The sequence below is a fragment of the Actinobacillus genomosp. 2 genome, assembly GCF_029773605.1.
Lineage (GTDB): Bacteria > Pseudomonadota > Gammaproteobacteria > Enterobacterales > Pasteurellaceae > Actinobacillus.
Genome location: NZ_CP103807.1, coordinates 1773667 through 1799823 on the forward strand (window position 1 = coordinate 1773667; position 26157 = coordinate 1799823).

General features: G+C 39.5%; 22 protein-coding genes and 1 pseudogene. 5 read left to right on the top strand and 18 right to left on the bottom strand.

Features of this window, described 5'->3' with window-relative positions:
- Positions 1-41: 41 nt before the first annotated feature.
- The 3 genes from rpsU (at position 42) to rpoD (ending at position 4139) form a co-directional block, all read left to right on the top strand.
- Positions 42-257: a 30S ribosomal protein S21 gene (gene rpsU, locus NYR60_RS08880; RefSeq protein WP_005598703.1), complete on the top strand. Its 216-nt coding sequence runs from the start codon at positions 42-44 to the stop codon at positions 255-257.
- 179 nt (positions 258-436) lie between these two features.
- Positions 437-2179 (top strand): DNA primase, encoded by a 1743-nt coding sequence (gene dnaG, locus NYR60_RS08885; RefSeq protein WP_279466819.1) that lies wholly within the window; start codon positions 437-439, stop codon positions 2177-2179.
- 73 nt (positions 2180-2252) lie between these two features.
- A complete protein-coding gene (gene rpoD / locus NYR60_RS08890; protein WP_431831755.1) occupies positions 2253-4139 on the top strand; it encodes an RNA polymerase sigma factor RpoD in 1887 nt (628 codons plus the stop codon).
- A 150-nt stretch (positions 4140-4289) separates the two neighbouring features.
- On the opposite strand, the gene tyrS is transcribed toward rpoD, so the two are convergent.
- The 6 genes from tyrS to oxyR all read right to left on the bottom strand — a co-directional run bounded on the left by tyrS (position 4290) and on the right by oxyR (position 10956).
- Positions 4290-5480: a tyrosine--tRNA ligase gene (gene tyrS, locus NYR60_RS08895; RefSeq protein WP_279466823.1), complete on the bottom strand. Its 1191-nt coding sequence runs from the start codon at positions 5478-5480 to the stop codon at positions 4290-4292.
- Positions 5481-5760: 280 nt separating this feature from the next.
- Entirely contained in the window at positions 5761-6225 is a 465-nt protein-coding gene (locus tag NYR60_RS08900) for a hypothetical protein (RefSeq protein WP_279466825.1), read from the bottom strand.
- Between the two features lie 271 nt (positions 6226-6496).
- Entirely contained in the window at positions 6497-8857 is a 2361-nt protein-coding gene (rnr, locus tag NYR60_RS08905; RefSeq protein WP_279466827.1) for a ribonuclease R, read from the bottom strand.
- Between the two features lie 65 nt (positions 8858-8922).
- The gene (locus NYR60_RS08910; RefSeq protein WP_279466828.1) at positions 8923-9438 is read right to left on the bottom strand and encodes a protein disulfide oxidoreductase; all 516 of its coding nucleotides are present in this window, start codon (positions 9436-9438) and stop codon (positions 8923-8925) included.
- Positions 9438-10070: an HTH-type transcriptional repressor FabR gene (gene fabR, locus NYR60_RS08915; RefSeq protein ID WP_279466829.1), complete on the bottom strand. Its 633-nt coding sequence runs from the start codon at positions 10068-10070 to the stop codon at positions 9438-9440. Before fabR ends, NYR60_RS08910 begins: the two co-directional genes overlap by 1 nt.
- Positions 10063-10956: a DNA-binding transcriptional regulator OxyR gene (gene oxyR, locus NYR60_RS08920; protein ID WP_279466832.1), complete on the bottom strand. Its 894-nt coding sequence runs from the start codon at positions 10954-10956 to the stop codon at positions 10063-10065. The genes fabR and oxyR overlap by 8 nt, the downstream gene beginning before the upstream one ends.
- Positions 10957-11084: 128 nt before the next feature.
- Between oxyR and NYR60_RS08925 the strand changes: the two genes are divergently transcribed.
- Positions 11085-11822, top strand: coding sequence for a glutathione peroxidase (locus tag NYR60_RS08925; protein WP_279466834.1), 738 nt, complete (start codon positions 11085-11087; stop codon positions 11820-11822).
- A 76-nt stretch (positions 11823-11898) separates the two neighbouring features.
- Here NYR60_RS08925 and fbp read toward each other — a convergent pair whose 3' ends face one another.
- Positions 11899-12903 (bottom strand): class 1 fructose-bisphosphatase, encoded by a 1005-nt coding sequence (gene fbp / locus NYR60_RS08930; protein ID WP_279466836.1) that lies wholly within the window; start codon positions 12901-12903, stop codon positions 11899-11901.
- A gap of 122 nt (positions 12904-13025) precedes the next feature.
- Here fbp and mpl point away from each other — a divergent pair, with 122 nt between their 5' ends.
- Entirely contained in the window at positions 13026-14390 is a 1365-nt protein-coding gene (gene mpl / locus NYR60_RS08935) for a UDP-N-acetylmuramate:L-alanyl-gamma-D-glutamyl-meso-diaminopimelate ligase (protein WP_279466838.1), read from the top strand.
- A 129-nt stretch (positions 14391-14519) separates the two neighbouring features.
- Here mpl and fbpC read toward each other — a convergent pair whose 3' ends face one another.
- The 11 genes and pseudogenes from fbpC to NYR60_RS08990 form a co-directional block, all read right to left on the bottom strand.
- Complete coding sequence (gene fbpC / locus NYR60_RS08940) at positions 14520-15566, bottom strand: ferric ABC transporter ATP-binding protein (RefSeq protein ID WP_279466839.1); 1047 nt, start codon at positions 15564-15566, stop codon at positions 14520-14522.
- Between the two features lie 50 nt (positions 15567-15616).
- Positions 15617-17680: an ABC transporter permease gene (locus NYR60_RS08945; RefSeq protein WP_279466840.1), complete on the bottom strand. Its 2064-nt coding sequence runs from the start codon at positions 17678-17680 to the stop codon at positions 15617-15619.
- Positions 17681-17782: 102 nt separating this feature from the next.
- The gene (locus NYR60_RS08950; protein ID WP_279466841.1) at positions 17783-18823 is read right to left on the bottom strand and encodes an ABC transporter substrate-binding protein; all 1041 of its coding nucleotides are present in this window, start codon (positions 18821-18823) and stop codon (positions 17783-17785) included.
- Between the two features lie 382 nt (positions 18824-19205).
- On the bottom strand, positions 19206-19718 hold the full coding sequence (locus NYR60_RS08955) for a hypothetical protein (RefSeq protein WP_279445746.1): 513 nt from the start codon (positions 19716-19718) through the stop codon (positions 19206-19208).
- A gap of 66 nt (positions 19719-19784) precedes the next feature.
- Positions 19785-20990, bottom strand: coding sequence for a mannose-6-phosphate isomerase, class I (gene manA / locus NYR60_RS08960; protein ID WP_279466842.1), 1206 nt, complete (start codon positions 20988-20990; stop codon positions 19785-19787).
- Positions 20990-21145, bottom strand: a pseudogene (locus NYR60_RS08965) (DUF986 family protein); the annotation flags it as partial. The pseudogene NYR60_RS08965 and the gene manA, both read right to left, overlap by 1 nt.
- Positions 21146-21296: 151 nt before the next feature.
- On the bottom strand, positions 21297-22133 hold the full coding sequence (locus tag NYR60_RS08970; RefSeq protein ID WP_279466844.1) for a PTS mannose transporter subunit IID: 837 nt from the start codon (positions 22131-22133) through the stop codon (positions 21297-21299).
- Positions 22134-22146: 13 nt separating this feature from the next.
- Positions 22147-22971, bottom strand: coding sequence for a PTS mannose/fructose/sorbose transporter subunit IIC (locus NYR60_RS08975; protein ID WP_279466845.1), 825 nt, complete (start codon positions 22969-22971; stop codon positions 22147-22149).
- A gap of 11 nt (positions 22972-22982) precedes the next feature.
- On the bottom strand, positions 22983-23957 hold the full coding sequence (manX, locus tag NYR60_RS08980; RefSeq protein WP_279467981.1) for a PTS mannose transporter subunit IIAB: 975 nt from the start codon (positions 23955-23957) through the stop codon (positions 22983-22985).
- Positions 23958-24234: 277 nt separating this feature from the next.
- Positions 24235-24327, bottom strand: coding sequence for a methionine/alanine import family NSS transporter small subunit (locus NYR60_RS08985; protein ID WP_279445750.1), 93 nt, complete (start codon positions 24325-24327; stop codon positions 24235-24237).
- Positions 24328-24338: 11 nt separating this feature from the next.
- Positions 24339-25853: a sodium-dependent transporter gene (locus tag NYR60_RS08990; protein WP_279466847.1), complete on the bottom strand. Its 1515-nt coding sequence runs from the start codon at positions 25851-25853 to the stop codon at positions 24339-24341.
- Between the last annotated feature and the right edge of the window lie 304 nt (positions 25854-26157).

The window sequence follows — 26157 nt, forward strand, 5'->3', positions numbered from 1 at the left end:
TGCGACTTTATTTAAACATATATTTCCTGAGGTGATGGCATATGCCAGTAATTAAAGTTCGTGAAAATGAATCATTTGACGTTGCATTACGTCGTTTCAAACGCTCTTGCGAAAAAGCAGGTTTATTAGCAGAAGTTCGCGCTCGTGAATTCTATGAAAAACCAACTACAATTCGTAAACGTGAAAAAGCATCTTTAGCTAAACGTCACGCTAAACGTAATGCACGTGAAAATGCACGTAACACTCGTTTATACTAATTAGCAGTCTTGCTATTTAGCTTAAATTAACTAAAACCGTGAAACCTTTTGGAATCACGGTTTTAGTGTTTCTAGTGAACCCTCTATCTAACCTATAGTAAATAAGCGGTTAAATTTTGATGATTTGTTGCAAAATTTAGTGTAAATCTTACCGCTTGCCATTATGACAAGGAGAATCAATGAAAGGCTCAATTCCTCGTTCGTTTATTGATGATCTTGTTGCACGTACCGATATCGTTGAGCTTATTAATAGCAGAGTTAAACTTAAAAAAGCTGGGCGAGATTATCAAGCCTGCTGTCCATTTCATCATGAAAAAAGTCCTTCATTTACTGTAAGTCAATCTAAACAGTTTTATCACTGTTTCGGCTGTGGAGCACATGGTAATGCGATTAGCTTTTTGATGGATTATGATAAATTAGAATTTCCGGAAGCGATTGAAGAATTGGCGGCGATGCAAGGTTTGGAAGTGCCTCGCGAGAATGTGATAAATCGTGATGGTAAGCCTCAGGCAAGTTATAAAACTAAACGTAATTTATATGAGCTGTTAGAAGCAATTAGTCACTTTTATCAACAAAACTTAACCCAAGATATTCCTAGTCAAAGCTACTTGCAGAGTCGTGGTCTTTCGCCGGAAATTATCGAGCGCTTTGAGATTGGTTTTTCACATAATTCAATGGATTCAGTGCTACGTAAATTTGGTACGAATCGTGAGGAAGTGCAGAAGTTACTTGATACGGGTATGGTTACGCAAAATGATAGCGGTCGAGTTTACGATAAATTTCGCAACCGTGTGATGTTTCCGATTCGTGATAAGCGTGGACGTGTGATTGCTTTTGGTGGACGAGTAATGGGCGATGAGCGTCCGAAATATATGAATTCACCGGAATCGGTAACTTATCATAAAGGCAGTGAGTTATACGGCTTATTCCAAGTTTTAAAGCAAAATGAAAGCCCGGAATCTTTAGTTGTGGTTGAGGGCTATATGGATGTTGTGGCTCTTGCTCAATTTAGTGTAGATAATGCGGTTGCGTCATTAGGTACAGCAACTACTGGAGAGCAAATTCAACAAATGTTCCGTGTTACCGAACAAGTGATTTGTTGCTATGACGGTGATAGAGCTGGACGTGAAGCAGCGTGGCGAGCTTTTGAAAATGCGTTACCTTATTTACACGATGGTCGTCAGTTGAAATTTATTTTCTTACCGGATAGTGAAGATCCGGACAGTTTTGTCCGTGTTCATGGTAAGCAAGGCTTTGAGGCATATTTGCAAAATGCAATGTCACTCAGCGATTTTCTATTTGATTCTTTAATGGCACAAGTCGATCTTTCTAGTAAGGAAGGAAAATCAAAATTAGCGGCATTAGCGATACCATTGATTAATCGTATTCCTGGAGAGATGTTACGAGTATATTTACGTAATATTTTAGGACAAAAGTTAGGGATTTTAGATCCAGCACAGCTAGAAGCAATGTTACCAAGTAGTGTGTCAACATCACAAAACACTGTGCTAAAAACGCCACAAATTAAGCGTACGCCAATGCGATTATTAGTCGCTTTATTATTGCAAAATCCGGCGTTAGTCAAATTTGTGCCGGATATTTCCGCTTTGAAAACACTTGATGAGCCGGGATTTGAATTGCTAATTGAATTGGTTGATGTTTGTCGACAAAAAGTAGGCATTTCAATGGGGGCGTTACTAGAACATTGGCGAGATAGAGCGGATTTTCGTACGCTGGAGCTGTTAGCCAATTGGGATCATTTAGTTATTCCCGAAAATATTGAAAGCACTTTTATTGAAACGCTCGATTTTCTTTATGCTAAATTAGTGGAAAAGCGAATTGAAACATTGATTGCTAAAGAGCGGACAATGGGGCTTAATACAGAGGAAAAACAAGAATTAGTGATGTTGATTGCACAGTAATTAAGCGGTCATTTTTAAGAAATTTCTTGCAAAACTATCAAGAAAATTGCAATTAATGGTATAATCCAACACTATTTTTGCTCGCACAAAACGGAAACGAATTATGGAACAACAATTAGAACAGCAATCCCAATTAGAACTTCTGATTGCCCAAGGGCGTGAACAGGGGTATTTAACGATTTCGGAAGTACACGACCACTTACCGGAAGAGTTGGTTGATGCGGAGCAGATTGAAGATATTATTCAAATGATCAACGATATGGGGATCAAGGTTTTAGAAACTGCCCCAGATACCGATGATCTGATGCTTGCAGAAAATATCGCAGATGAAGACGTGGTTGAAGAAGCAACAAAAGTGCTTTCGACAGTTGAATCGGAATTAGGACGAACAACTGATCCGGTACGTATGTATATGCGTGAAATGGGAACAGTCGAATTACTTACCCGTGAAGGCGAGATTGATATTGCAAAACGTATTGAAGAGGGTATTAACGAAGTACAGTGTGCCGTTGCAGAATATCCAGAAGCCTTGACCGATTTAATCGGTTTCTACGCTCAAGTGGAAGAAGGTACAATGCGTTTATCAGATCTTGTAACAGCTTTCGTGGATCCAAACGTTCAAGCGGATGAAATGTTAGCAGACTTAGATGTCGATTTAGATGATGAAGAAGCTGAAGATGTTGCTGATGTTGATGATGAGAACGAAGAGGAAGAAGGCGATAGCAGTGCGGATACAGGTGATGATAACTCTATTGACCCTGAGCTTGCACGTGAAAAATTCTATGCGTTACGTGAACAGCATGAAAAAGCGTTACAAGCGATTCAAAAACACGGTCGTAGTCATAAAAAATCAAGAGAACATATCCAAGCACTTTCAGATATTTTCCGTGAGTTCCGTTTAGTACCGAAGCAGTTTGATTTACTTGTTGAATCTATGCAAAAAATGATGAAACAAGTGCGTGCGGAAGAACGCCAAATTCAACGTTATGCGGTGGAATATGCACAAATGAAGAAAGCGGATTTCTTGAAATTGTTCCAAGGTAATGAAACCTCGGAAGAATGGATTGAAAAAGCAATCAATGCGAAAAAAGGTGCTGCACCAAAACTAGCGAACTATATTGACCAAATTCGAGTTAATATCGCTAATTTACAACGTATGGAGCAAAATACCGGTTTAACGATCGCACAAATTCGTGAAATCGGCGGCCGTATTGCAAATGGTGAGTTAAAAGCTCGCCGTGCTAAAAAAGAGATGGTGGAAGCAAACTTACGTTTAGTAATCTCGATTGCGAAGAAATATACCAACCGTGGTTTGCAATTCTTAGATTTGATTCAGGAAGGTAATATCGGTTTGATGAAAGCGGTAGATAAGTTTGAATATCGCCGTGGTTATAAATTCTCTACTTATGCGACATGGTGGATTCGTCAGGCGATTACTCGCTCAATTGCTGACCAAGCTCGTACGATTCGTATTCCTGTACATATGATCGAAACGATTAATAAACTGAATCGTATTTCTCGTCAATGTTTACAAGAAATGGGACGTGAGGCAACGCCGGAAGAGTTAGCAGAGCGTATGGGCATGCCGGAAGATAAGATTCGTAAAGTATTGAAGATTGCGAAAGAACCAATTTCAATGGAAACCCCGATTGGTGATGATGATGATTCACATTTAGGTGACTTTATTCAAGATGAAAGCCTTGAATTACCGTTAGATTCAGCAACCGCAGAAAGTTTACGTATCGCAACCAATGAAGTGTTAGAAGGTTTAACACCTCGTGAAGCAAAAGTTTTACGTATGCGTTTCGGGATTGATATGAATACTGACCATACCCTTGAGGAAGTCGGTAAACAATTTGATGTAACACGTGAGCGTATTCGTCAGATTGAAGCGAAAGCGTTACGCAAACTTCGTCATCCGAGCCGTTCGGAAACGTTACGTAGTTTCTTAGATGACTAGCGATTAGATAAAAATGCCCAAGTGAGTTTAATCCTTGGGCATTTTTTTATCTATAACAAGCAGTCGCATTTGCAATAAATTCACAAATTTGACCGCTTGTTCAGAACATAAAAAAAGGAAGCATGAGCTTCCTTTTCGTTTATATCAGGCTTATTTAACCGTTACACGAGCAAATTTACGTTTACCAACTTGATAAACAAATGTACCTTGTTGTGCATTTTGACGAACATCTTCCACTTTTTCGCCATCAATTTTTACGCCGCCTTGCTGTGCTGAACGAATCGCTTCAGAAGTTGACGCAACTAAACCAGCTTCTTTTAATAAAGTTGCTAAGCCAATTTCGCCTTCAAAAGTAAATTCCGGCATCTCATCCGGGATTGCACCTTTTTGGAAACGGTTGATGAACTCTTGTTCCGCTGCATCTGCCGCCGCTTGATCGTGGAAACGAGCAATTAACTCTTTCGCTAAAAGAATTTTCACATCACGTGGATTTTTACCAGCTGCAACGTCCGCTTTTAATTGTGCAATTTCATCTAATGGGCGGAATGAAAGTAAATTATACCAATCCCACATTAATTCGTCTGAAATCGACATCACTTTACCGAACATATCGCTTGGTGCATCAGTCACACCGATATAGTTACCAAGTGATTTTGACATTTTTTTCTCGCCGTCTAAGCCGACAAGTAGAGGCAATGTCATTGCCACCTGCGGTTTTTGACCCGCTGATTTTTGTAATTCACGTCCCACTAATAAGTTAAAGGTTTGGTCTGTACCGCCTAATTCCACATCCGCTTCTAAAGCGACTGAGTCGTGTCCTTGGAGTAACGGATAAATAAATTCGTGGATTGCGATAGATTGATTATTAGTAAAACGTTTTTTGAAATCGTCACGTTCAAGCATACGAGCGACTGTATAGTTTGACGCTAGACGAATCATCCCTTCTGTACCTAATTTACCCAACCACTCAGAGTTGAATACCACACGGGTTTTATGCGGATCTAAGATTTTGAATAATTGTTGTTTGTAGGTTTCCGCATTGCGTAATACATCTTCACGTGTTAACGGTGGGCGTGTTGAGTTCTTGCCAGACGGATCACCGACCATACCGGTAAAATCCCCGATTAAGAAGATCACTTCGTGACCTAGTTGTTGAAATTGGCGAAGTTTATTTAAAACAACCGTATGACCTAAGTGAATATCCAGGGCTGTCGGATCCGCACCTAATTTAATACGTAACGGACGATTTTCTTTTAACTTTTCAATTAAATCTTCTTCAGAATAAATGTTTTCGACACCGCGTTTCAGTTCGGCTAAGGTTGCTTCAATAGATTGAGCCATTTGCTGATTCCTTATATCTTGTTTTAAATATGAAAATAAAATCTATTATAGCGGTATATGCTGAAATTGATAGGACTTAATCGGCGATAGGCGAAAAAAAACGCCTCATTTTGTGGGGGAATGAGGCGTAAGAGTTGGAGTGATTACCTATTATTTTTGAAGTAATTTGATGATAATAATTCTCATTAATATAAGCAATAATCTTTACAAATACTTACAAATAAGAATCCATCTCATTTACTACAATAAATAATAAGTTTGTATTCCAATCTCTTTAAGTTTAGGCTTCTCTACAATTTAACCAAGGAATACGAGTACCATTGATATTTCTATAATAAATCGAGCTTTGTTCACCGGCAATTAAATCAATGTAACTGCCTTGAATCGGATTGTATGAGCGATAGCTCACTTCAAAACGTGTACCTCTCGCATTAAGTGTTTTATTTTCGAGATGATCAAATGCTTCGACTTTACCACCGTCTAACTGAAAGTAAAAACCGAAATTATCTTTCATACGGCTTTCTCTGGAGAGTGGAAAATAGCTCGCTAAATAAGCACTATCACCGGTTGCAAGATTACGGCAGGTATAATAATAACGTTTATAGTTTGCCGGATTGTGTAATTCGACTTGGCTAATATTCGCCTTTAAATAACCGCCTTTGGCATTTTTCGATGTTTGTGACGGCGTACACGCAAACAATGCGGTCAGTGTTGAAGTTAATAAAATAAGTTTAAGTGTGTTCATATCCATAAATTCCGATAAAAATCGCCTAGCTCTGTGGCTAGGCAATCATAGTTTAAACGGATAAAGCAGTAAGCGGTAGAATTTGTAAGAAATTTTGCAAATTTGACTGCTTGCTCACTATTTCTTACGTTGGGCTTTTTCTGTTTTATGCCTCAATGGACGCCAAGCATGGCGTCCCTACAATAACTGTCGAATTTCGTTCTGATTTTGTATAACGTGATCAGTAGGGACACGATGCTTCGTGTCCTATTTCAATCAACCAAACTTTCCTTTATTTCTTCGCGTTACCAGCGGTCGGTTTTTTCGCTCTTTTTGTAGATTTTGCTTTGGGCTTGTCGCCTTTTTTGCCTTTTGCTTTCACTGTTTTTGGTTCTTTGAAAACCGGTTTTTCGCCAGCATTTTTCTTGGCTTTCTGCTTGGCGGTTTTACCCACCGCAATCCCTTTACGAAGATTATCAATTAATGCAAAGTCGATTTTCTTATCATCTAAACTCACATTGATCACTTTCACTTTGAGCGGATCACCTAAGCGATAAATAATACCACTACCGCCGACTAAACGTTGGCGGTCTGCGTCATAGTGGTAATAATCGTTATCTAATGTTGAAATATGTACTAAACCGTCAATTAGTAACTCATTGATTTTAACGAATAAACCGAAACCGGTAACGCTTGAAATCACACCTTCGAACGTTTCACCGAGATGATCTTGCATAAATTCACATTTCAGCCAATCTGCCACTTCACGGGTTGCCTCGTCCGCACGACGTTCAGTTGCTGAACATTTATCGCCAAATTGGTCGATGTCATCCAATTTATAGTGATAACCGCCCCCGTCCGTATAATTGCGAGTATTCCCTTTTTCTTTTTCAATTAAGTATTTAATTGCACGGTGCAGCAGTAAATCCGGATAACGGCGAATTGGCGAGGTAAAGTGAGCGTACTCGGTTAATGCTAATCCGAAATGCCCTACGTTATCCGCCGCATATACCGCCTGTTTAAGTGAGCGGAGTAGCATAGTTTGAATTAACTCACGATCCGGACGATCAGCTAATTGTTCAATTAATTCAGAATAATCTTTCGGTTCAGGATCTAAACCTACATTCCATGTCAGTCCACATTCTTTGATAAAGGATTTAAAACTGGTCAGTTTTTCTTCGCTTGGTTTATCGTGAATACGGAATAATGCCGGCTCATTTGCTTTTTCAACAAAACGAGCCGAAGCGATATTGGCTAAAATCATACATTCTTCGATAATTTTATGTGCATCGTTACGAATCAGCGGTTCAATCCGTTCGATTCTACCTTGCGGATTGAAAATAAATTGGTTTTCAACGGTTTCAAATTCGATTGCACCACGGTTTTGACGAGCTTTGACTAACACTTGGAACATTTCATTCAAGGTTTCCAAATGTGGTACGATAGGTGCGTAACGCTCACGTAATGTTTCATCGCCTTCTAACATTTTCCACACTTTGGTATAGGTTAAACGGGCGTGTGAGTTCATTACCGCTTCATAAAATTGATAGCCGGTCAGTTCGCCTTTTTGCGATACAGTCATCTCCGCTACCAAGCATAAGCGGTCAACTTGCGGATTCAGTGAACATAAACCATTTGATAAAATCTCCGGTAACATTGGAATCACTCGATTTGGGAAGTAAACCGAGTTACCACGGTTTGCTGCTTCTAAATCCAGTGCAGTTTTCGGGCGAACGTAATAGCTCACATCGGCAATCGCTACCCATAAACGCCAGCCGTCAGCTTCTTTTCTGGCAAAAACAGCATCATCAAAATCTCTGGCACTTTCACCATCAATCGTGACTAATGGTAAGTCACGTAGATCCACTCGACCGAGTTTAGCTTCTTCCGGTACTTCTTCATTAAATTGGCGGATCTGTTTTTCTACACCTTCCGGCCAAACGTGCGGAATATCGTGATTACGCAGTGCAATTTCGATTTCCATACCCGGTGCGAGGTTATCACCTAAGATTTCGGTAATAAATCCCACAGGGCGATTGAAACTCGCTTTGCGTTCTTGCAGTTCCACTACAACCACTTGCCCCATTCTTGCCCCCATACGTTGATCGTCAGGGATTAAAATATCTTGAGTAAGGCGGCTGTCGTCTGGCACAACAAAACCGATGCCACTTTCAAGGAAGAAACGGCCGACAATTTGTTTTTTACGTGCTTCTAACACACGTACAATACGTACCTCACGACGACCCTGGCGATCGGTTCCGTTTGGCTGAGCAAGTATAAAATCACCGTGCATCACACGTGTCATTTGGTTATGCGGAATAAACCAATCATCGCCTTTTTCTCCGCCTTCTACTTGCAGAAAGCCGTAGCCGTCACGGTGACCGATCACCGTACCTTTAACCAAGTCCATTTTTTCCGGTAGGGCATAACGTTTGCGTTTGGTAAAAATTAATTGCCCGTCATTTTCCATCGCACGTAAGCGGCGGCGAACACCTTCGATACGTTCTTCGTCATAAATATGAAAGGCCTCAAGCAATTCTTCACGGCTCATCGGCGCATCAAATTCTCGAATGGTGTTTAAAATAAATTCCCGACTCGGTACGGGATTCTCGTATTTCTCGAGTTCTTGTTGGTAATTAGGATCGACTATCATAATGTTCTCTATATGTTAAAGCGGTCTGATTTGCAGAAAAATTGACAAATCAGACCGCTTGAATTTTAAGTTAGGCTACTCAGCCATAAACGGACTTTAAGTCCCCAATAGCTTGTTAGCCCTGTTGTATGCTGTACCACCTTGCCGTCTTTTATGATTAAAATCGTTGGTGTGGCTTGGATGTCCCAGCTTTTAGATATTTCGCCATCAGGATCATTGATGACAGGGAAATGGTAATTCTCTTGTTGTAAATAATTAGCCACTTGTTGCGGATCTCCGGACTTAAGTGCAACGCTTAACACCGGGATCTTTTCATCGGCAAGTTGCTGAATCGCCGGCGAAGTAAATTTACAATAACCACACCAACTGCCCCAAAAGTAGAGCAACATGGGTTGCTGATGACTTAATTGTGCAATCACTTTCGGCTGTTGCTGTAAATCGTATAACACCTGCTGGGCAAATTCATTCGGCTCACTTGGTTTTCGATACCAGTCAACCGCAATACTTAATACGATAAACATTAAACCGTATAGAAAAATATTTTTACCAAAACGTAATAAAAATATACTTTTCTTTGGCATTATTGGTGATCCTTATCGTGGCTATAAGTATAAGAAGCCGCACCACGGGCTAACATTCTTAATTGCATAATCACACGTTGTTTAAGTTTCTCTCGCTCTTGTGTGTTCATATCAAGTGCATAAGAACCGGCTGTAAAAACGATAGTCACTAATCCTTCCGATTGGATATAAGCGATTTCTCGGCTACTGTTCGGATCTTTTGAAACGATATAATCGGTTAATTCGGCAATAAAATGTTGGATTTCACGTGACGCCGCAGTACGAAATGCTTGCGATGTGCCTGAACTTTCTCGTAATAATAAGCGAAACACATTTGGACGATCCGCAATTAATTCAAAAAATGTTTCGGTTGATACGGCAACTACGCTTCCGCCGGTCGCAATACGCTTACGAGCTTGTCGCATCAGTTGGCGTAATACTAAGCCGGATTCATCCACCATAGCTAAACCTAATTCGTCCATATCTTTGAAATGGCGATAGAATGAGGTCGGAGCAATGCCGGCTTCTCTTGCTACCTCGCGTAAGCTCAGGTTAGAAAAACTCTTTTCGGCACTTAATTGATTAAATGCCGCATCCACTAAGGCTCGACGTGTTTTTTCTTTTTGTTGCGCTCTAATACCGATATTACGCATGTTTGCTCTCTTGCTTCATAATATTTGAGATTTCTTTCGCAAGACGTTCATAACGAATACGTAGTGGTGAACCAGGACGATAAATTAAACCAATGGCACGATAAGGTTTCGGCTCACTAAAGGTTAAGTAATTTAATCCTTCGGTTGGTGTGGAAGCAAATTCAGGCATCAAAGAAATACCTACATTTGCTGCCACCATATTACGTAATGTTTCCAGATTGGTTGCTTTAAAGTGTGTACTTTCTTTCGCTCCGACTGATAAACAATAATCTAATGTTTGAGTACGTAAACAATGGCCATCGTCTAGAAAGAGTAATTCTTTATCTTTTAATAAATGAATATCTAAATTATTGCTGTTCGCCCATTCGTGTTGAGTCGATACAGCTAATAACATTTGCTCATTAAACAATGGTACTTCGATAAATGGTTCACTTTCTTTTACAAATGCCAAAATACCACAATCAAGTTGTCCGGATTCAAGTTGATCGACTAATTGTGTCGTTTGTAATTCATAGACATAAAGTTCTAATTCTGGAAACTGTGACTTTAGTATAGGTAACATAAGCGGTAAGAGATATGGACCCAATGTTGGAATAATGCCGAGATGAAGTGGACCAGACATTTCTTTGCCTTGATTGCTCGCCATTTCTTTTAATACTTTTACCTCTCGTAATACAGCTTTTGCTTGCTCTACAAGTGTTAGACCTGCTTGAGTAAATAAGACTTTGCGACTGGTGCGTTCAAGTAAGACAGTACCTAATTCATCTTCTAATTTACGAATTTGACCGCTTAATGTCGGCTGACTCACATTACAAGCATCCGCGGCACGACGGAAATGTTTATAGTCTGCTAAAGCGATTAAATATTCTAAATCTCTAATATTCACAACGACTCCTACATTAGCTTAAAGCATACACTTTTATTATCCATTAAGAAAATAGCCTGAATTATGGCACATTTAAGTGTAGAATGTATGATGTTTTTGAAAACATTATGTAAAACAGGAGAATATTTATGTCATTTAAAGATATGACAGGGCAAAAAGTGCCTAACGTAACCTTTCCAACGCGTAAAGAAGGCGAATGGGTTAATGTGACTACTGCAGATTTATTCGATAACAAAACTGTTGTCGTTTTCTCTCTACCAGGAGCATTCACGCCAACTTGTTCGTCAACTCACTTACCGCGTTACAATGAATTAGCGAATGAGTTCAAAAAATTAGGTGTGGATTCAATCATATGTATCTCGGTAAATGATACTTTTGTAATGAACGCATGGGCGAAAGACCAAGATGCGGAAAACGTAATCTTATTAGCAGACGGCAATGGTGAATTTACGGAAGGTATGGGGCGCTTAGTTGATAAAGCGAGCCTAGGATTTGGTAAACGTTCTTGGCGTTATTCTATGCTCGTGAAAAACGGCGAAGTAGTGAAAATGTTTGACGAGCCGGAAAAAGACGGCGACCCGTTTGAAGTATCTGATGCAGAAACCATGATCAAATTCTTAAACCCTGAGTGGAAAGACCAAGATCCAATTGTGGTATTCAGCAAAACTGACTGCCCATTCTGTGCGAAAGCGAAAGCATTATTAACGGAAAAAGGCTTATGTTTTGAAGAAATCATATTAGACAACGATTCACAACGCGGTAAAGTAGTTCGTGCGGTTGCAGGTAGCCAAACTGTTCCACAAATCTTTATCGGCGGTAAATTAATCGGCGGTAGCGATGCCTTAGTAGCGTATTTTGCAAAATAATTTGCAAATTTAACCGCTTGATATAAAAAACCGAACGTTTAAAAGCGTTCGGTTTTTGTTTTTATAAACTATATACTTATTCTGCAAATTCTTGCATAAATTTATTAGCTTGTTTAACCATAGAACTTGATCCGACAAAGAACGGTACACGTTGATGCAATTCAGTCGGTTTAATATCTAAAATCGGATTAAAACCGTCCGTTGCCATACCGCCGGCTTGTTCGGCTAAAAATGCCATTGGATTACCTTCATATAATAAACGTAGCTTACCTTTCGGATAAACGGTTGAAGTTGGGTAAATATAAATTCCGCCTTTTAATAGATTGCGGTGGAAATCCGATACCAATGAACCGATATAACGTGATGAATAAGGGCGTTTAGTCGCTTCATCACTTTCTTGACAATATTTGATGAATTTTTTCACACCCATTGGGAAGGTTACGTATTGTCCTTCATTAATTGAGTAATATTTACCTTCTGTCGGCATTTTCATATCCGGATGAGAAAGGATGAATAAACCAAGTGACGGATCGTAGGTAAAACCATTCACGCCATTACCCGTAGTATAAACTAACATCGTTGATGAACCGTAAGTGACATAACCTGAGGCGACTTGTTTACGTCCTTCCTGTAAGAAATCTTCCATTGTTACCGGCGAACCGATTGGCGAAATACGTTTATAAATTGAGAAAATCGTACCGACCGAAACGTTTACGTCAATATTCGAAGAACCGTCCAACGGATCTGTCATCAAAATATATTTCGCATTTCTTGCACGCTCATTATCAAATGCAACAAAACTATCATCTTCTTCTGAAGCAAAACCGGCAACTTCTTCACGAGCAAGTAAGGCTTTCTTCATCGTTTCATTAGCGAATACATCCAATTTCATTTGTGCTTCGCCTTGAATATTTTCTGAACCGGCAACACCCAAAATATCTTGGCTTAAACCGGCACAATTAATTTCTCGGTGAATAATTTTAGCGGCTAGTCGAATAGAAGATAAGATACCGCTTAATTCACCTTTCGCTTCTGGGTACTCCGCTTGTTTTTCAATAATAAATTCGCCGAGCGTTTTCATAATTTCTCCTTGGGCTGTGCTAGAATAATAGCCAGTATTATAGAGATAAAGCCAATTTACCTCTAATAAGGCACAACAATTTTGTGACATCGATCACATATTTTTTACATTAAGGTTAATTTATGACACAGAAACATATTCATATCTTAGGCATCTGCGGCACTTTTATGGGCGGAGTCGCGATGATTGCACGAGAGTTAGGCTATAAAGTGACAGGTTCGGATACTAATGTTTATCCGCCAATGAGTACATTTTTAGAGAATCACGGTATTGAAATTATTCCTAATTATGATGTGACACAGCTTCAGCCGGCACCGGATTTAGTCGTTATCGGTAATGCTATGAGCCGTGGTAATCCTTGCGTAGAATATGTATTGGATAATCAGCTAAATTACACTTCAGGTCCGCAATGGTTGCATGATCATCTGTTAAAAGATCGCTGGGTACTGGCGGTGTCCGGTACGCACGGTAAAACCACGACTACCGGTATGCTAGCGTGGATCTTAGAGCAAAATCAGATTGATACTGGCTTTTTAATCGGTGGGGTTGCTGGTAATTTCGGTATTTCGGCACGTGCCGGTTCAAGTAAATTCTTTGTAATTGAAGCGGATGAGTATGATTCTGCGTTCTTTGACAAGCGGTCTAAATTTGTACATTACACGCCAAAAACATTAATTATCAATAATATTGAATTTGACCATGCGGATATTTTTGATGATTTAAAAGCAATTCAACGCCAATTCCATCACTTAGTACGTACCATGCCGAGCAAAGGTTGTATTCTGTCTGCAGTGGCGGATGAAAATGTACAAAATACGCTGAAAATGGGCAGTTACAGCGAGTTACAATTTATCGGTGAAGATAAACAATGGTTTGCAAAACCGATTTCTGCTGATTGTTCGCATTTTGAAGTATTTCACAAGGGGGAAAAAGCCGGTGAAGTAAAATGGAATATTATCGGGGTGCATAATATGCACAATGCATTGATGTCAATCGCAGCAGCACATCACGCTGGTGTATCTGTATCAGGTGCTTGTGAAGCACTCGGTTCATTTATTAATGCGAATCGCCGTTTAGAAGTAAAAGGCAAAGTGAATGGCATTACCGTCTATGATGATTTTGCCCATCACCCAACTGCCATAGCGGCAACGATTGATGCTTTACGTGGCAAAGTAGGCAAAGAACAGCGTATTTTAGCGGTGCTTGAGCCTCGTTCTAATACAATGAAAATGGGTGTGCATAAAGAAGAAATCGCACCGAGTTTAGTTGATGCAGATGCGGTCTTTGTGTACCAACCGGATACGATTCCGTGGTCGGTTTCAGTGATTACTGATTCACTTTCACAACCGGCAGTCTGGTCGGCAAATCTTGATGAATTGGTACAGCTTGTAGTAAAAGACGCAAAACCGAATGATCATATTTTAGTGATGAGTAATGGTGCGTTCGGTGGTATTCATAATAAACTATTACAAGCATTGAAATCTTAATAAATAGGCAGAGATTCTCATTTGCCTCAAACACTTAAATGGTGGGCAGAATTGCCCACCATACAAAACAATTAAGATTTTCTATCATTGCAAAAAATTCGCAAAAATAACCGCTTGTCTTGTTATCACTTACTCTTTTTTCAGTAAGAAAATACCTTGTTCAGTAAATTGAATAAAGGCTTCTTTTGAGTCTGCATCAAATTGATCCGGATTTGCATTGACCAAAACTTCTTTACCGTTCCATTCCGCAACAATTTCCCAATGATTCCCCATATAAACAGCACTCTTAATTTGGCAACGTTGACCGGCTTCACCGGTGGCGGTAAGTTGAATCGCTTCCGGGCGCACACCGACTAAACATTCGCCGTCTGTAATACCGAAATCAGCAGCATTGTGAAGTGGGAAACGATAAGCTCCGATTGTAACGACACCTTGATTTAAGTTACCGTCAAAAATAGTTGATTCGCCCATAAAGTTGGCAAGGAATAAAGAATTTGGACGTAAATAAAGATCTTTTGCCGGTGCTTTTTGCATAATTTTGCCTTTATTCATCACGATAACCTCATCCGAAACTGCAAACGCTTCGGTCTGGTCGTGTGTAACATAAAGCGAAGTAATACCTAAACGCTGTTGCAATTCACGAATTTTTTCACGCATTGAACGGCGTAAGTTAGCATCTAAGTTACTTAACGGTTCATCGAATAGTAACACTTTCGGTTTTAGCACTAAGGCACGGGCTAACGCCACACGTTGTTGCTGACCACCTGAAATTTGATCAACAAAACGATCTTCAAAACCGGCTAAATCCACCAGTTCCAATGCCTCTTTCACACGTTGCTTACGTTCTTCATTACTCACACCTTGCATACGTAAACCATAACCGACATTATCGCCAATCGACATATGCGGGAAAAGCGCATAAGATTGGAATACGATACAAATATCTCGATTTTGAATCGAAGATTTAGTGACATCTTCGCCATCAATAAAAATTTGACCGCTTGTCGGGTTCTCAAGCCCTGCCACTAAGCGTAATACGGTGGTTTTACCACAACCGGAAGGGCCTAATAAGGTTACCATCGTGCCACGCTTAATCACTAAATCTAAATTATCAATTACCGTTGCTTTACCGAAAGATTTGGTAATATTTTTCAGTACTAAGAAATCATTGTTCATAATATTTTGCCTTTTATATGCGGACGGCAAACATACCGTCCGTGGACGAATTAATCTGCTTTTTTCGCTTTGGATTTTGCGATACGAGTATCTCCGACAATCCAGTCGAAGAATAAAATAATCGCCATCATCACAACAATTAAGATTGAACCGTATGCGATAGCCACTCCGTATTCACCGTCTTCAACACGATTTAAAATATAAGCGGTTGCAACACGGGTATCTGCGGTCACAAGGAACACAATCGCACTCACGGTTGTCATCGCACGTACGAAACTAGTGACTAATGCGGATAACAATGCCGGTTTGAGTAGCGGGAAGACGATAAACCAAATGGTTTTTAGCGAACTGCCTTTCAATGATAATGAGGCTTCATCCAACGATTTATCCAACTGACCAAGTCCGGCAATTGCGGCACGCATACCGATCGGTAAATCTCGCATCACCATTGAAATAATAATGATGATACCGGTGCCGGTAATATACATTGGCGCATCATTAAAGGCGAGAATGTAAGACACACCGGCAACCGTACCCGGTACGGCAAAGCACAGCATAGTTAAGAACTCAAGGGTTTTCTTACCTTGGAAATCTTTACGCACCACAATATAAGCGATTAATAAACCGAATAACGCTGTTAGCGGTGCGGCAATACCGGCGTAGATCATGGTATTGATTAAAGACGGCCACGCTCCATCACTTAAACCTTGTCCGAATAACATTGCATAGTTATTTAGCGTTAAGGTGTAATCTACCCCCCAGTTTACCGTGAAGCTACCGTAGAAAATACTGCCGTATAATGCAAGGTTGAACACCACCCAGAAACCTAACATCGCAATAATCGTAGCTTTCAAACCACCCGGTAAATCTTGTACATCGCCACGATAAGATTTACCTGAAACGGTTACATAAGAGCGATTACCAATCCACATATACTGAACGATAAAGATCAGTAGTGAGAAAATCAGCAACATCGAGCCTAAGGTACTTGCCGAAGCATAATCTAATTGTGAGCCGGCAATATAGAAATAAATTTGGGTAGCGATTACGTCAAAGCTACCGCCTAAAACCAACGGGTTACTGAAATCGGCGAGTGATTGGATAAACACGATTAAAAATGAATTTGCCAATGCCGGACGTAATAACGGGAAAATAATGTTATAGAACGTTTGATAACGGTTTGCTCGTAACGTATAAGACGCTTCTTCAATCGAAGGATGAATCGATTTTAACGCACCGTCTAAAATCATAAATGAAATCGGTGCAAAAGCGAGAATCTGTGCGATTGCAATCCCGTTAAAGCCATACAGCCAGTTATGATCTTTAAAGCCGAAGTAAGTATCTAAAAATTCGGTCACATAGCCTGAACGACCAAGCATTAAGGTCACGCCAAGTCCCACCACAAACGGCGGTGTTACAATCGGTAGGATTGAGAAGATTTTCCCGATAAAGGCAGTTCTGCGAGCAATACGAGTGGTATACAACGCAAAAGCTAAACCGAAAACGGTTGAAACAATGCCGACAAAGCCGGAAAGGAATAAAGAGTTACTGATGACTCGAACAATATAACCTTGTCCTAAAATTCTAACCACTTGTTCCGGTGCGAACGTTTCACCGTCATAAAACATCGAAATAAAAATCGCAACGGTCGGATAAACGATAAAGAAGAAAATCAGCAAGATAATACTGAGTAATGCCGCAATAATAAATTTATCGCCTTGCATCATTTTGAGTTTAGCAAAGGCAAAAGTGGCAAGTGCAGTTAAGCTCGCAATCAGTACCATCACTGAATAGCCCATACTGACTTGGTAAATCGTTGCCGAAATAAACGCAAACAGTAAAATAAAACTCACCAATGCCAGTTCTAGTTTTGCCTGTGCTTCATTTGAAAATTTAAAGAAAGGGAGTAACCAAAAACCCACTAAAGGTAAAAACCACAGAATAGTCAGATTAACTGAAGACCAACCCATCGCATCTAAATATTCATCAGCGGTGCTTTCCAATAACCCGTAATCGAGTGCTTTGGAAGGCAGTACAATAAATGCAATAAGTGAGAGCAGAATCCAAAAGTGGCTAGATTCAAACAGTGATCTTTTATTTGTAATAGAATCCATATAGCCTCACAACAACTAATAAAAAATATCGAAAAACAAGCGGTCGTTTTTCGTAGATTTTTTGCAAAATTTTTACGAAAAACGACCGCTTATAAAAGGCGATTATTTCGCTAATTTCACTTCATCAACCCATTTATTGATTAAGCGTTTACGTTCGTCACTTGCACCATATTTTTCAAAATTATAATCAATCAATTTCAGTTTAGTGAGATCAAACGCAAGCGGCGATTGTTCCGCCGTAGTATTGGTTAACGTTTGTAATGCTTGACCTTTCTTCCATGCGGTTTCCTGACCTTCTTTTGAAAGGGCAAAATCAACGAATAATTTAGCGTTATCTAAGTTTCTCGCACCTTTTAAGATACTTACGCCACCTAACTCGTAGCCGGTACCTTCGCACGGTACAACCATTTCAAGTGGCGCACCCTGTTCTTTTTCTAACGCATAGTCATGTAAGAAACCGATACCGACTGTGGTTTCACCACGAGCGGCATTACGTGCCGGAGTAATACCTGATTTGGTATATTGAGAAATATTCGGATGGAGATGTTTGAAATAATCAAACGCTTTATCTTCGCCCCAAAGTTGAGCGAAGGTTGCGATAGCGGTATAGGCTGTACCTGAACTTTGCGGGTCGGCAATTTGAATTTCACCTTTTAATTTCGGATCAGTTAAATCATTCCAGCATTGCGGCATTTTCTCAATGCCTAATTTTTTCAAACGTTCGGTATTTACCGCAAAGCCTAAAATACCAATATATACCGCAGAACTTAGATTACCTTTTACTTTTGCCGGATCTTGGAATTTAGGCATAATTTGGTCGATATTCGGTGAACGATATGCTTCTAATAAGCCTAATTCACCTGCTTGTGATTGTGGATCTAAAGTCCCTCCGTACCATACGTCCGCTTGCGGATTATTTTTTTCTGCTTCAATTTTCGCAAAGGTACTGCCTGAACCGTTACGGATAAAAGATGTTTTTACATCATATTTTTGTTCAAACGTTTTAGCTGCATTTTCACACATCACATTTGTTGCGCTACAGTAAATAACTAAACGCCCTTTTGCTTGAGCAGCCGAACTAAACATTAAACCAGCACCAAGTAATGCGGTTGAAACTGCTAAAGAAAGTTTTCCAAATTTCATAATCCAAACCTCATATTGAGTGTAAATCAACAAAATATGATGAAATAGCATCAATCATATTTTCTTTTCCATATTAATTTACAGTAATTGAATGAAAAATACCGTGAGCAAGTTCACAAAACGAAGATTTGTTGTTTAGAAATGAGCGGTTATGAGTAAGAGAGTGATAGGAAAGGTAATTAAGAAAAAAGAGAGGTTATAATTGATCGAAATTATGTAGCAAATGCACAAAGAGGCTAATCTGTTTCAATGATGTAGGGGCGAATTGTATTCGCCCAAACAATTTATGATGAATGTCATAAGGGCGAACACGGTTCACCCCTACAAACAAACTTTTGTACAACTGCGCAATTTATACAAAAATCTAACAGCTTCGAGAGTGCTATTTCACAATGATTTTTGCACCGTTTGAAAACACAATCTGGCGAGCTTCAAATTGTGCGGTAAGTTCAGCTTTATTGCTGAGGAAAATTGCTTGAGCTTCTTGCGGTAATTCTGAAACCGGTACAGCAAAGGCTAATTCCGCTGTAGTTTGACGTTTTAAATTATCTTTAAAGGTAACCGGTGCATCTTGAGTTAAGATGACTTTACCATTATGGATGTAATTTACTGCCCATTGCACAATACGAATATTACGCTTTGTTTTATTTTCAATACTATATTTAAAACTAATCATTGGTTGACCTTGGTTATTACGTGCTAATTCATAACCAGAAAAGCCTAAACCAATGCTATCGTTGAATTGTTTCAATTTAGCATCTTTCGCGGAAAGAGGTGCATTTTTTGTTGTTGCTTTGTGTTCAACTGTCGGCTGAATTTTATTACCTTCGGCATAGCTATTCATCGCTAAACATGCTGATATTGCTACAGTGGTAAGTAATGTTGAGAATTTCATAATTCACCTCAATTTTCTTTAGGATTAAAATCTAATTTTAATTAACTATAGCATATATTGTCAGATTTACGGCACAGTTGCAATGACAGCATAGCCATCTGTTTCCGCAATAATCTCGACTTGGCTGTCTGCCGCAATAAAAACAGATTCACCTTGCTGTAAATAAATGGATTCTTCGCCTAAATCGATATAGATATTGCCTTTCATAACCAGCAAGATACTGGCACTATCCGTAGTAAAATTTTCTTCATCAAACGCCTTAAATTCCATATGTTGTAAGGCAAAATCCTTTGCTTCTGGTGTCGGATAAAGATGAATAAATCCGTCGCTTTCTTGATAAGGTGGAATAATTTTCGGTGTAATCGGACGATAATCAATGGAATGTAAAAGTGCCGGTACATCAATATATTTAGGCGTTAAACCGCCACGAATAACATTATCCGAATTTGCCATTAATTCAATGTTCTGTCCTCGTAAATAGGCGTGAGGTAAGCCTGCTCCCTGATATAGACCTTCACCTTTTTTCATATGTACGATATTGAAAAAATAGAAACTAATTAAACCGCCGTCAATTTCCTCGAGCGGCGATTGCATATTTTCAACAATATAGCAGACCCAATAATCCGGATTATCCAGTTTCAACTTATCTGCTTGATATTCTGCTCGTTTCGCCTCTACAACTGGCAAAATCCAATCGGCAAGCTGTTGTTTATCCGCTTGCATAATATCGGCATAAACGAGAGGCAAACCTTTTTCTTCTAACGCTTGAGCAATAGGTTTAAGGGAATCGTGAACTTGCAGAGAAGCTTTAATTTCACTAATGGCTTTAAATCCATGCAATGCCCATACATCGGATAGTGCAATCATCATCTCCGGTTTATGGTTAGCATCTTTGTAGATACGATTCGGTGCGTTTAACGGAATATTACGTAAATTTTCCTGCTCAAAACCATATTCAGCTTCGGTTTTAGTCGGATGCACTTGAATAGAAAGCGGTTGTTTTATATCTAAAATTTTCAATAAATAAGGAAGTGTGTCCCCGAATTGATTACGAATTTTGTCGCCAAGTAATTCAGGAGCGGCTTCAATGACTTTATCGAGAGGAAGCCAGTTTTGCTCAAAAAGCATATCGGACGGAGCGACAGGATGAGCACCTAACCAATATTCTGCGTAAGGTTTATCATCAGGTTCGGATAATTTCAGGAAGTTTGGAATAAAGCTCATTCCTCCCCAAACATAATGCTGAAATTTACCTTTTAATTTAAAAATCATTATTTATATCCTCCAAAAAAGCTTACCACGTTCTCAATATCTTTGGGTGTTTGAATACGTATTAACAAACGTTGTCCACTTTTTAAATCAATTACAACAATTTGTAACTCTGCCACATTAATTTGAGAAATATTAGCATATTCAAAAAAGATGTTGGTAAAAAAGAAACATAAATAAACAAGCGGTCAAAATTTATTGAATTTTTGTAAGAAACTCCGCAAATTTTACCGCTTGTAAAATAAAACCACGGAAACACAAATTATATCTATATTATTAGAGTAAGTCGGTTTCCGTGGAAAAGCAATATTAAGCTAATGCACCTGTTGCTGCACCTAAGATACCGATAACAAAGAAGCCCACGATAATCCAAAGTGCATTCACACGATTACGCAATAACCACATACAAGCAAAGGTTAATAATAACGGTAATAAACCCGGCATTAAGCTATCAAGAATTTGTTGTACGGTTGTTGTTTGCTCCGTACTATCTTGCATTTGAATCGTAGAAACGACAAGTGGTACATTGATGCTCGTCCATTTCTGAACTAACGCCCCCATAATAAATAAACCGAGGATTGATGCGCCTTCCGTTAATTTTTGTAACAAGCCGCCACTCATATCTTGTACTACGTCTAAACCTTTTTTATAACCGTAAGTTACACCATAGTAACGGGTCGCTAAACGAACTAGGTTAAATAATACGAAGAATAAAATCGGGCCGAGGATTGAACCGTTTAATGCGATACCCGCACCAAGCGCTGCAAATACCGGACGTACCGTACCCCAGAAGATTGGGTCACCCACACCGGCAAGCGGTCCCATTAACCCCACTTTAATACCGTTGATTGCCGCATTGTCGATCTCTTTACCATTTGCACGTTCTTCTTCCATCGCAATCGTTACACCTAATACCGGTGCAGCAACGAATGGTTGAGTATTGAAGAATTCTAAGTGACGTTTAATCGCATCTTTACGTTCTTGTGAGTTTTGATCCGGGTATAAACATTTGATCACTGGTACCATTGAGTAAGCAAAACCTAAGCCTTGCATACGCTCAAAGTTCCATGAACCTTGGAATAAGTTTGAACGACGAACAACCGCATTCAAATCACTTTTTGTTACTTTTTTAATTTCTGTCGTCATAGTAAATTCCTTCTTAGTCTAAGCGGTTGTCTAAGCCGTTATCAGTTGCTTGTGTTACCACAACTTGTTGGCTTTTGTTGTATTTAGGATGTAATTGGATGTAAAGCAATGCCATGATTGCACCTAATGCACCGAGTGCAACAAGGTTGAAATCAGTAAAGCCTGCAATAACGAAACCTGCGAAGAAGAAAGGCATTAAGTGACCTGCACGCATCATATTGATAACCATTGCGTAACCTACGACCGCAATGAAGCCACCTGCAATTTTAAGACCTGTTGTGACAACCGGTGGAATTGCATTTAACATTGTTTGTACAACGTCAGTACCTGCTGTTAATGCAACAACAAGTGCTGGGATAGCAATACGCATTACTTGAAGCATTAACGCACCACGGTGTAACCAGTCTAAGCGAGTTAAACTACCGTCTTCGATTGATTTATCTGCCGCGTGTTGGAAACCAACGGTAATCGCACGTACCACATAAGTTAATACCTGACCTGCCGCTGCAAGTGGAATTGCTACTGCGATACCTGTTGTGATTTCTTGACCGCCAACAATAACAAGGATAGTTGAAACGACAGAAGCTAATGCCGCATCCGGTGCAACTGCCGCACCGATGTTCATCCAACCTAATGCCATTAATTCAAGCGTACCACCGATAATGATGGCATTTTTAATCACTTCCGCAGAATCCGGCGCACCTACTGATAACGCTAAACCCACTAACGTACATGCCACGATAGGGCGCTGGGTTTGCCATTCATCAAGGATTGAACCTGCGCCTGAAATACAAGCTGCAAGGAACACTAAAATGATTTGTAATACTGAGAGTTCCATAATAATTTCCCTTAAATTAAGTTATTTTTCTTCAATAATTCCATCATATTCTGATGACTATCACTTGCTACTTTACGCACTTCTAATTCAACGCCTTTTGCGTCAATCACTTTAAAGGCATCAATATCTGTTTGATCCACGGCTACCGCATGGCTAACCATTTGTTTACCCTCTTTATGAGAGATACCTCCTACATTGATTGAAGTTAACGGAACACCGCCTTCAATTAACGTTAATACATCACTCGGGTTAGTAAATAATAGCATTACACGATCATCGGCATATTCAGGGTTGTTATATACACGAATCATTTTCGCAACATCAACTACGTGAGCCGTTACACCGAGTGGCGCTACACTTTTCAGCATGGTAGAACGTACTTTATCTTTAGCCACATCATCATTTACAACGATGATACGTTTTACTTTACTTTCTTTTGTCCATACGGTTGCAACCTGACCGTGAATTAAACGGTCATCAATTCGAGCTAACGCAATCGTCATACGACGACCGTCATCCACAATTTGTTGTGCAGGCGCTGCCTGTTGCGGTTGTATCATAGGTGCTACCGGTTCTGCTGTAGCCAGTTGGTGATTTAATGAACGTATGCCTGTTGAGCCGGCTTCTAACGCGATCTCAACTAATTCTTCTAGTGATTCAACATCATCACGAGCCATACACGTATTGACCAGCATTGGAATATTCACGCCGGTTACTACGTCCATATTGGTTTTTCCTTCTTGGAAACGGTTTGCCGCATTAAATGGACTACCGCCCCACATATCAACAAGGAAAAGCACTCGATCACAATGTGATAACTTACCTTCCACTAATACTTGATATTTACCCATAATGGTTTCTGCATTTTCGCCGGGCATGAAGTCGATATAGGCAACGTCTGACTGCTCGCCGATCAACATCTCAGTGGTTTTGAGAAGCTGCTCAGCAGCAACACCATGGGTTGCTATAATGATAGCAATATTCATCATTTTCTCCTTTATAATGAATTTACAAAACTTGTTTTATTGAAAATTGGAGTAAATTTATTTTATTGATTTACATAAATCAAACCTAATTTTCTTAATTTGTGAGATATATCGCATTTCTTTGCTTGTTCTGTATGTTATATAACCTATTAAGTGTGTTGTTATTAATTTTATTTCAAAATTAATTATCGAAATTAATCGGAAAGAAGGAAGAAAAGATAAAAAAAGACCGCTATTTAAAAAATAGCGGTCTTTTTAAGAGAATTTTTGACAAATATTATTCTTTAGGTAAACGTTTTATAGCGAGAAATAATCCGCCCCAAATAATAATAAGTGCAATGCTCATCATAATAATTGCTGAAGTATTCATTAGATTGCCTCCTATTGCTCTACATTAAAGTCAGGTTCATTGTTCCATTTCAAGCGAGAGAGGATAAATGCTACCACAATCAGTGCAATCGCCATTCCCCAACCGAAGATATTAATAAACCAACTCGGATAGCCTTCATAACCTTCGTTAAAGACTTTAATAATTTCACTAAATAACATAAAGGCTAATACGCCAGTTGTAACGACTACACATAAACGCCATAGCGTACCAACTTTAATCGAAGAGGTTTTATTAATATGATGTCCTAGTGTGCTGAGTTTACCTTTAGCTACGATAGCGACTAAAGACACGAAGGCTACCGCAACGATGCCAAAGTTATTTACGAATTTATCCATGACATCTAACATTGGTAATCCGGTAGTTGTGCCGAATAATACAACAGATACAGCCATCATTGGTAAGCCGACAATAAATGTTGAAGCAATACGACCGAATTTTAATTTGTCTTGCATTGCGGCAATAATCACTTCAATTACAGAAATAAATGAGGTTAATGCGGCAAATGTGAGTGAACCGAAAAATAATACCCCAAGTAAAGTCCCCATCGGTGCTTCATTAATAATAGTTGGGAAAGCGAAGAATGCTAAACCGATACCACCTTTTGCCACTTCGCTCACTTCCTGGCCAGCCGCCGTTGCCATAAAGCCTAAAGCCGCAAATACCCCGATTCCTGCCAAGAGTTCAAAACTTGAGTTGGCGAACCCAACAACCATACCTGTGCCGGTAAGATCCGCATCTTTTTTCAAGTATGAGGAGTAAGTTACCATAATGCCGAAGCAAATGGATAATGAGAAAAAGATTTGACCATAAGCGGCAATCCATACACTTGGATCGGCAAGTTTTTCCCAGTTTGGCGTAAATAAGGCATCTAAACCTTTGCTTGCACCAGGTAAGAATAATGCTGAAATAACCAAGATGATAAACATCACAACTAGCACCGGCATTAGAATACTTGAAGTTTTTGCAATTCCTTTTTCTACCCCTAATGCTAATACGATAAGTGCGATAATCCATACGGCGATAAGTGGACCTACAACCATACCGACAAAATCAAAGCTAATACCATTGGCAACATCAGCCATTTTAAGAAATTCACCGACAAAGAAATCCACCGGTTTATCTCCCCACGCTTTAGTTAACGAGAAATAGGTATAAACTGCCGCCCATCCAAGCACAACCGCATAATAAATACCAATGATCACATTCACTAAAACTTGCCACCAACCAAATACTTCAAAATGTTTATTTAAGCGGCGGAAAGAAAGTGGGGCAGCGGCACGATGACGATGTCCGATAGCAAAATCTAAAAAGAGCAACGGAATCCCGGCAGTTAAAAGTGCCACGATATAAGGAATAATAAATGCACCACCACCATTTTCGTAAGTGGTATAAGGGAAACGCCAAATGTTTCCTAAGCCAACGGCTGAGCCGATGGCGGCAATAATAAAGGCATTACGTCCTGAAAATGTAGCACGAGTTGCCGGAGCTGAGTTATGAGAAGACACGAAATATACCTCAAAGTTTGAATTTTAAACACACGTTTTTATTTGGAAAAAATAGATAGCGGATAAACCGCAATGACGAGAAATATGCCGAAGAATTGTTGAGAAGTAAAGCTGATAAAATAAAACATATTGGTATTTTTGTGTGTTTTTTTAGATAAATAAACTGGTTGGTTGTGTTTGTTTTGGATTATTATTCTAATTTTGTTTGGTTTTTAGAGGTTTATATAGCGTGCTGATTCAATTTGTAGCACAACTGTTTGAATATCAAGGGCTTAAAAAATGAGCGGAAAAGAAATGGTAGGAG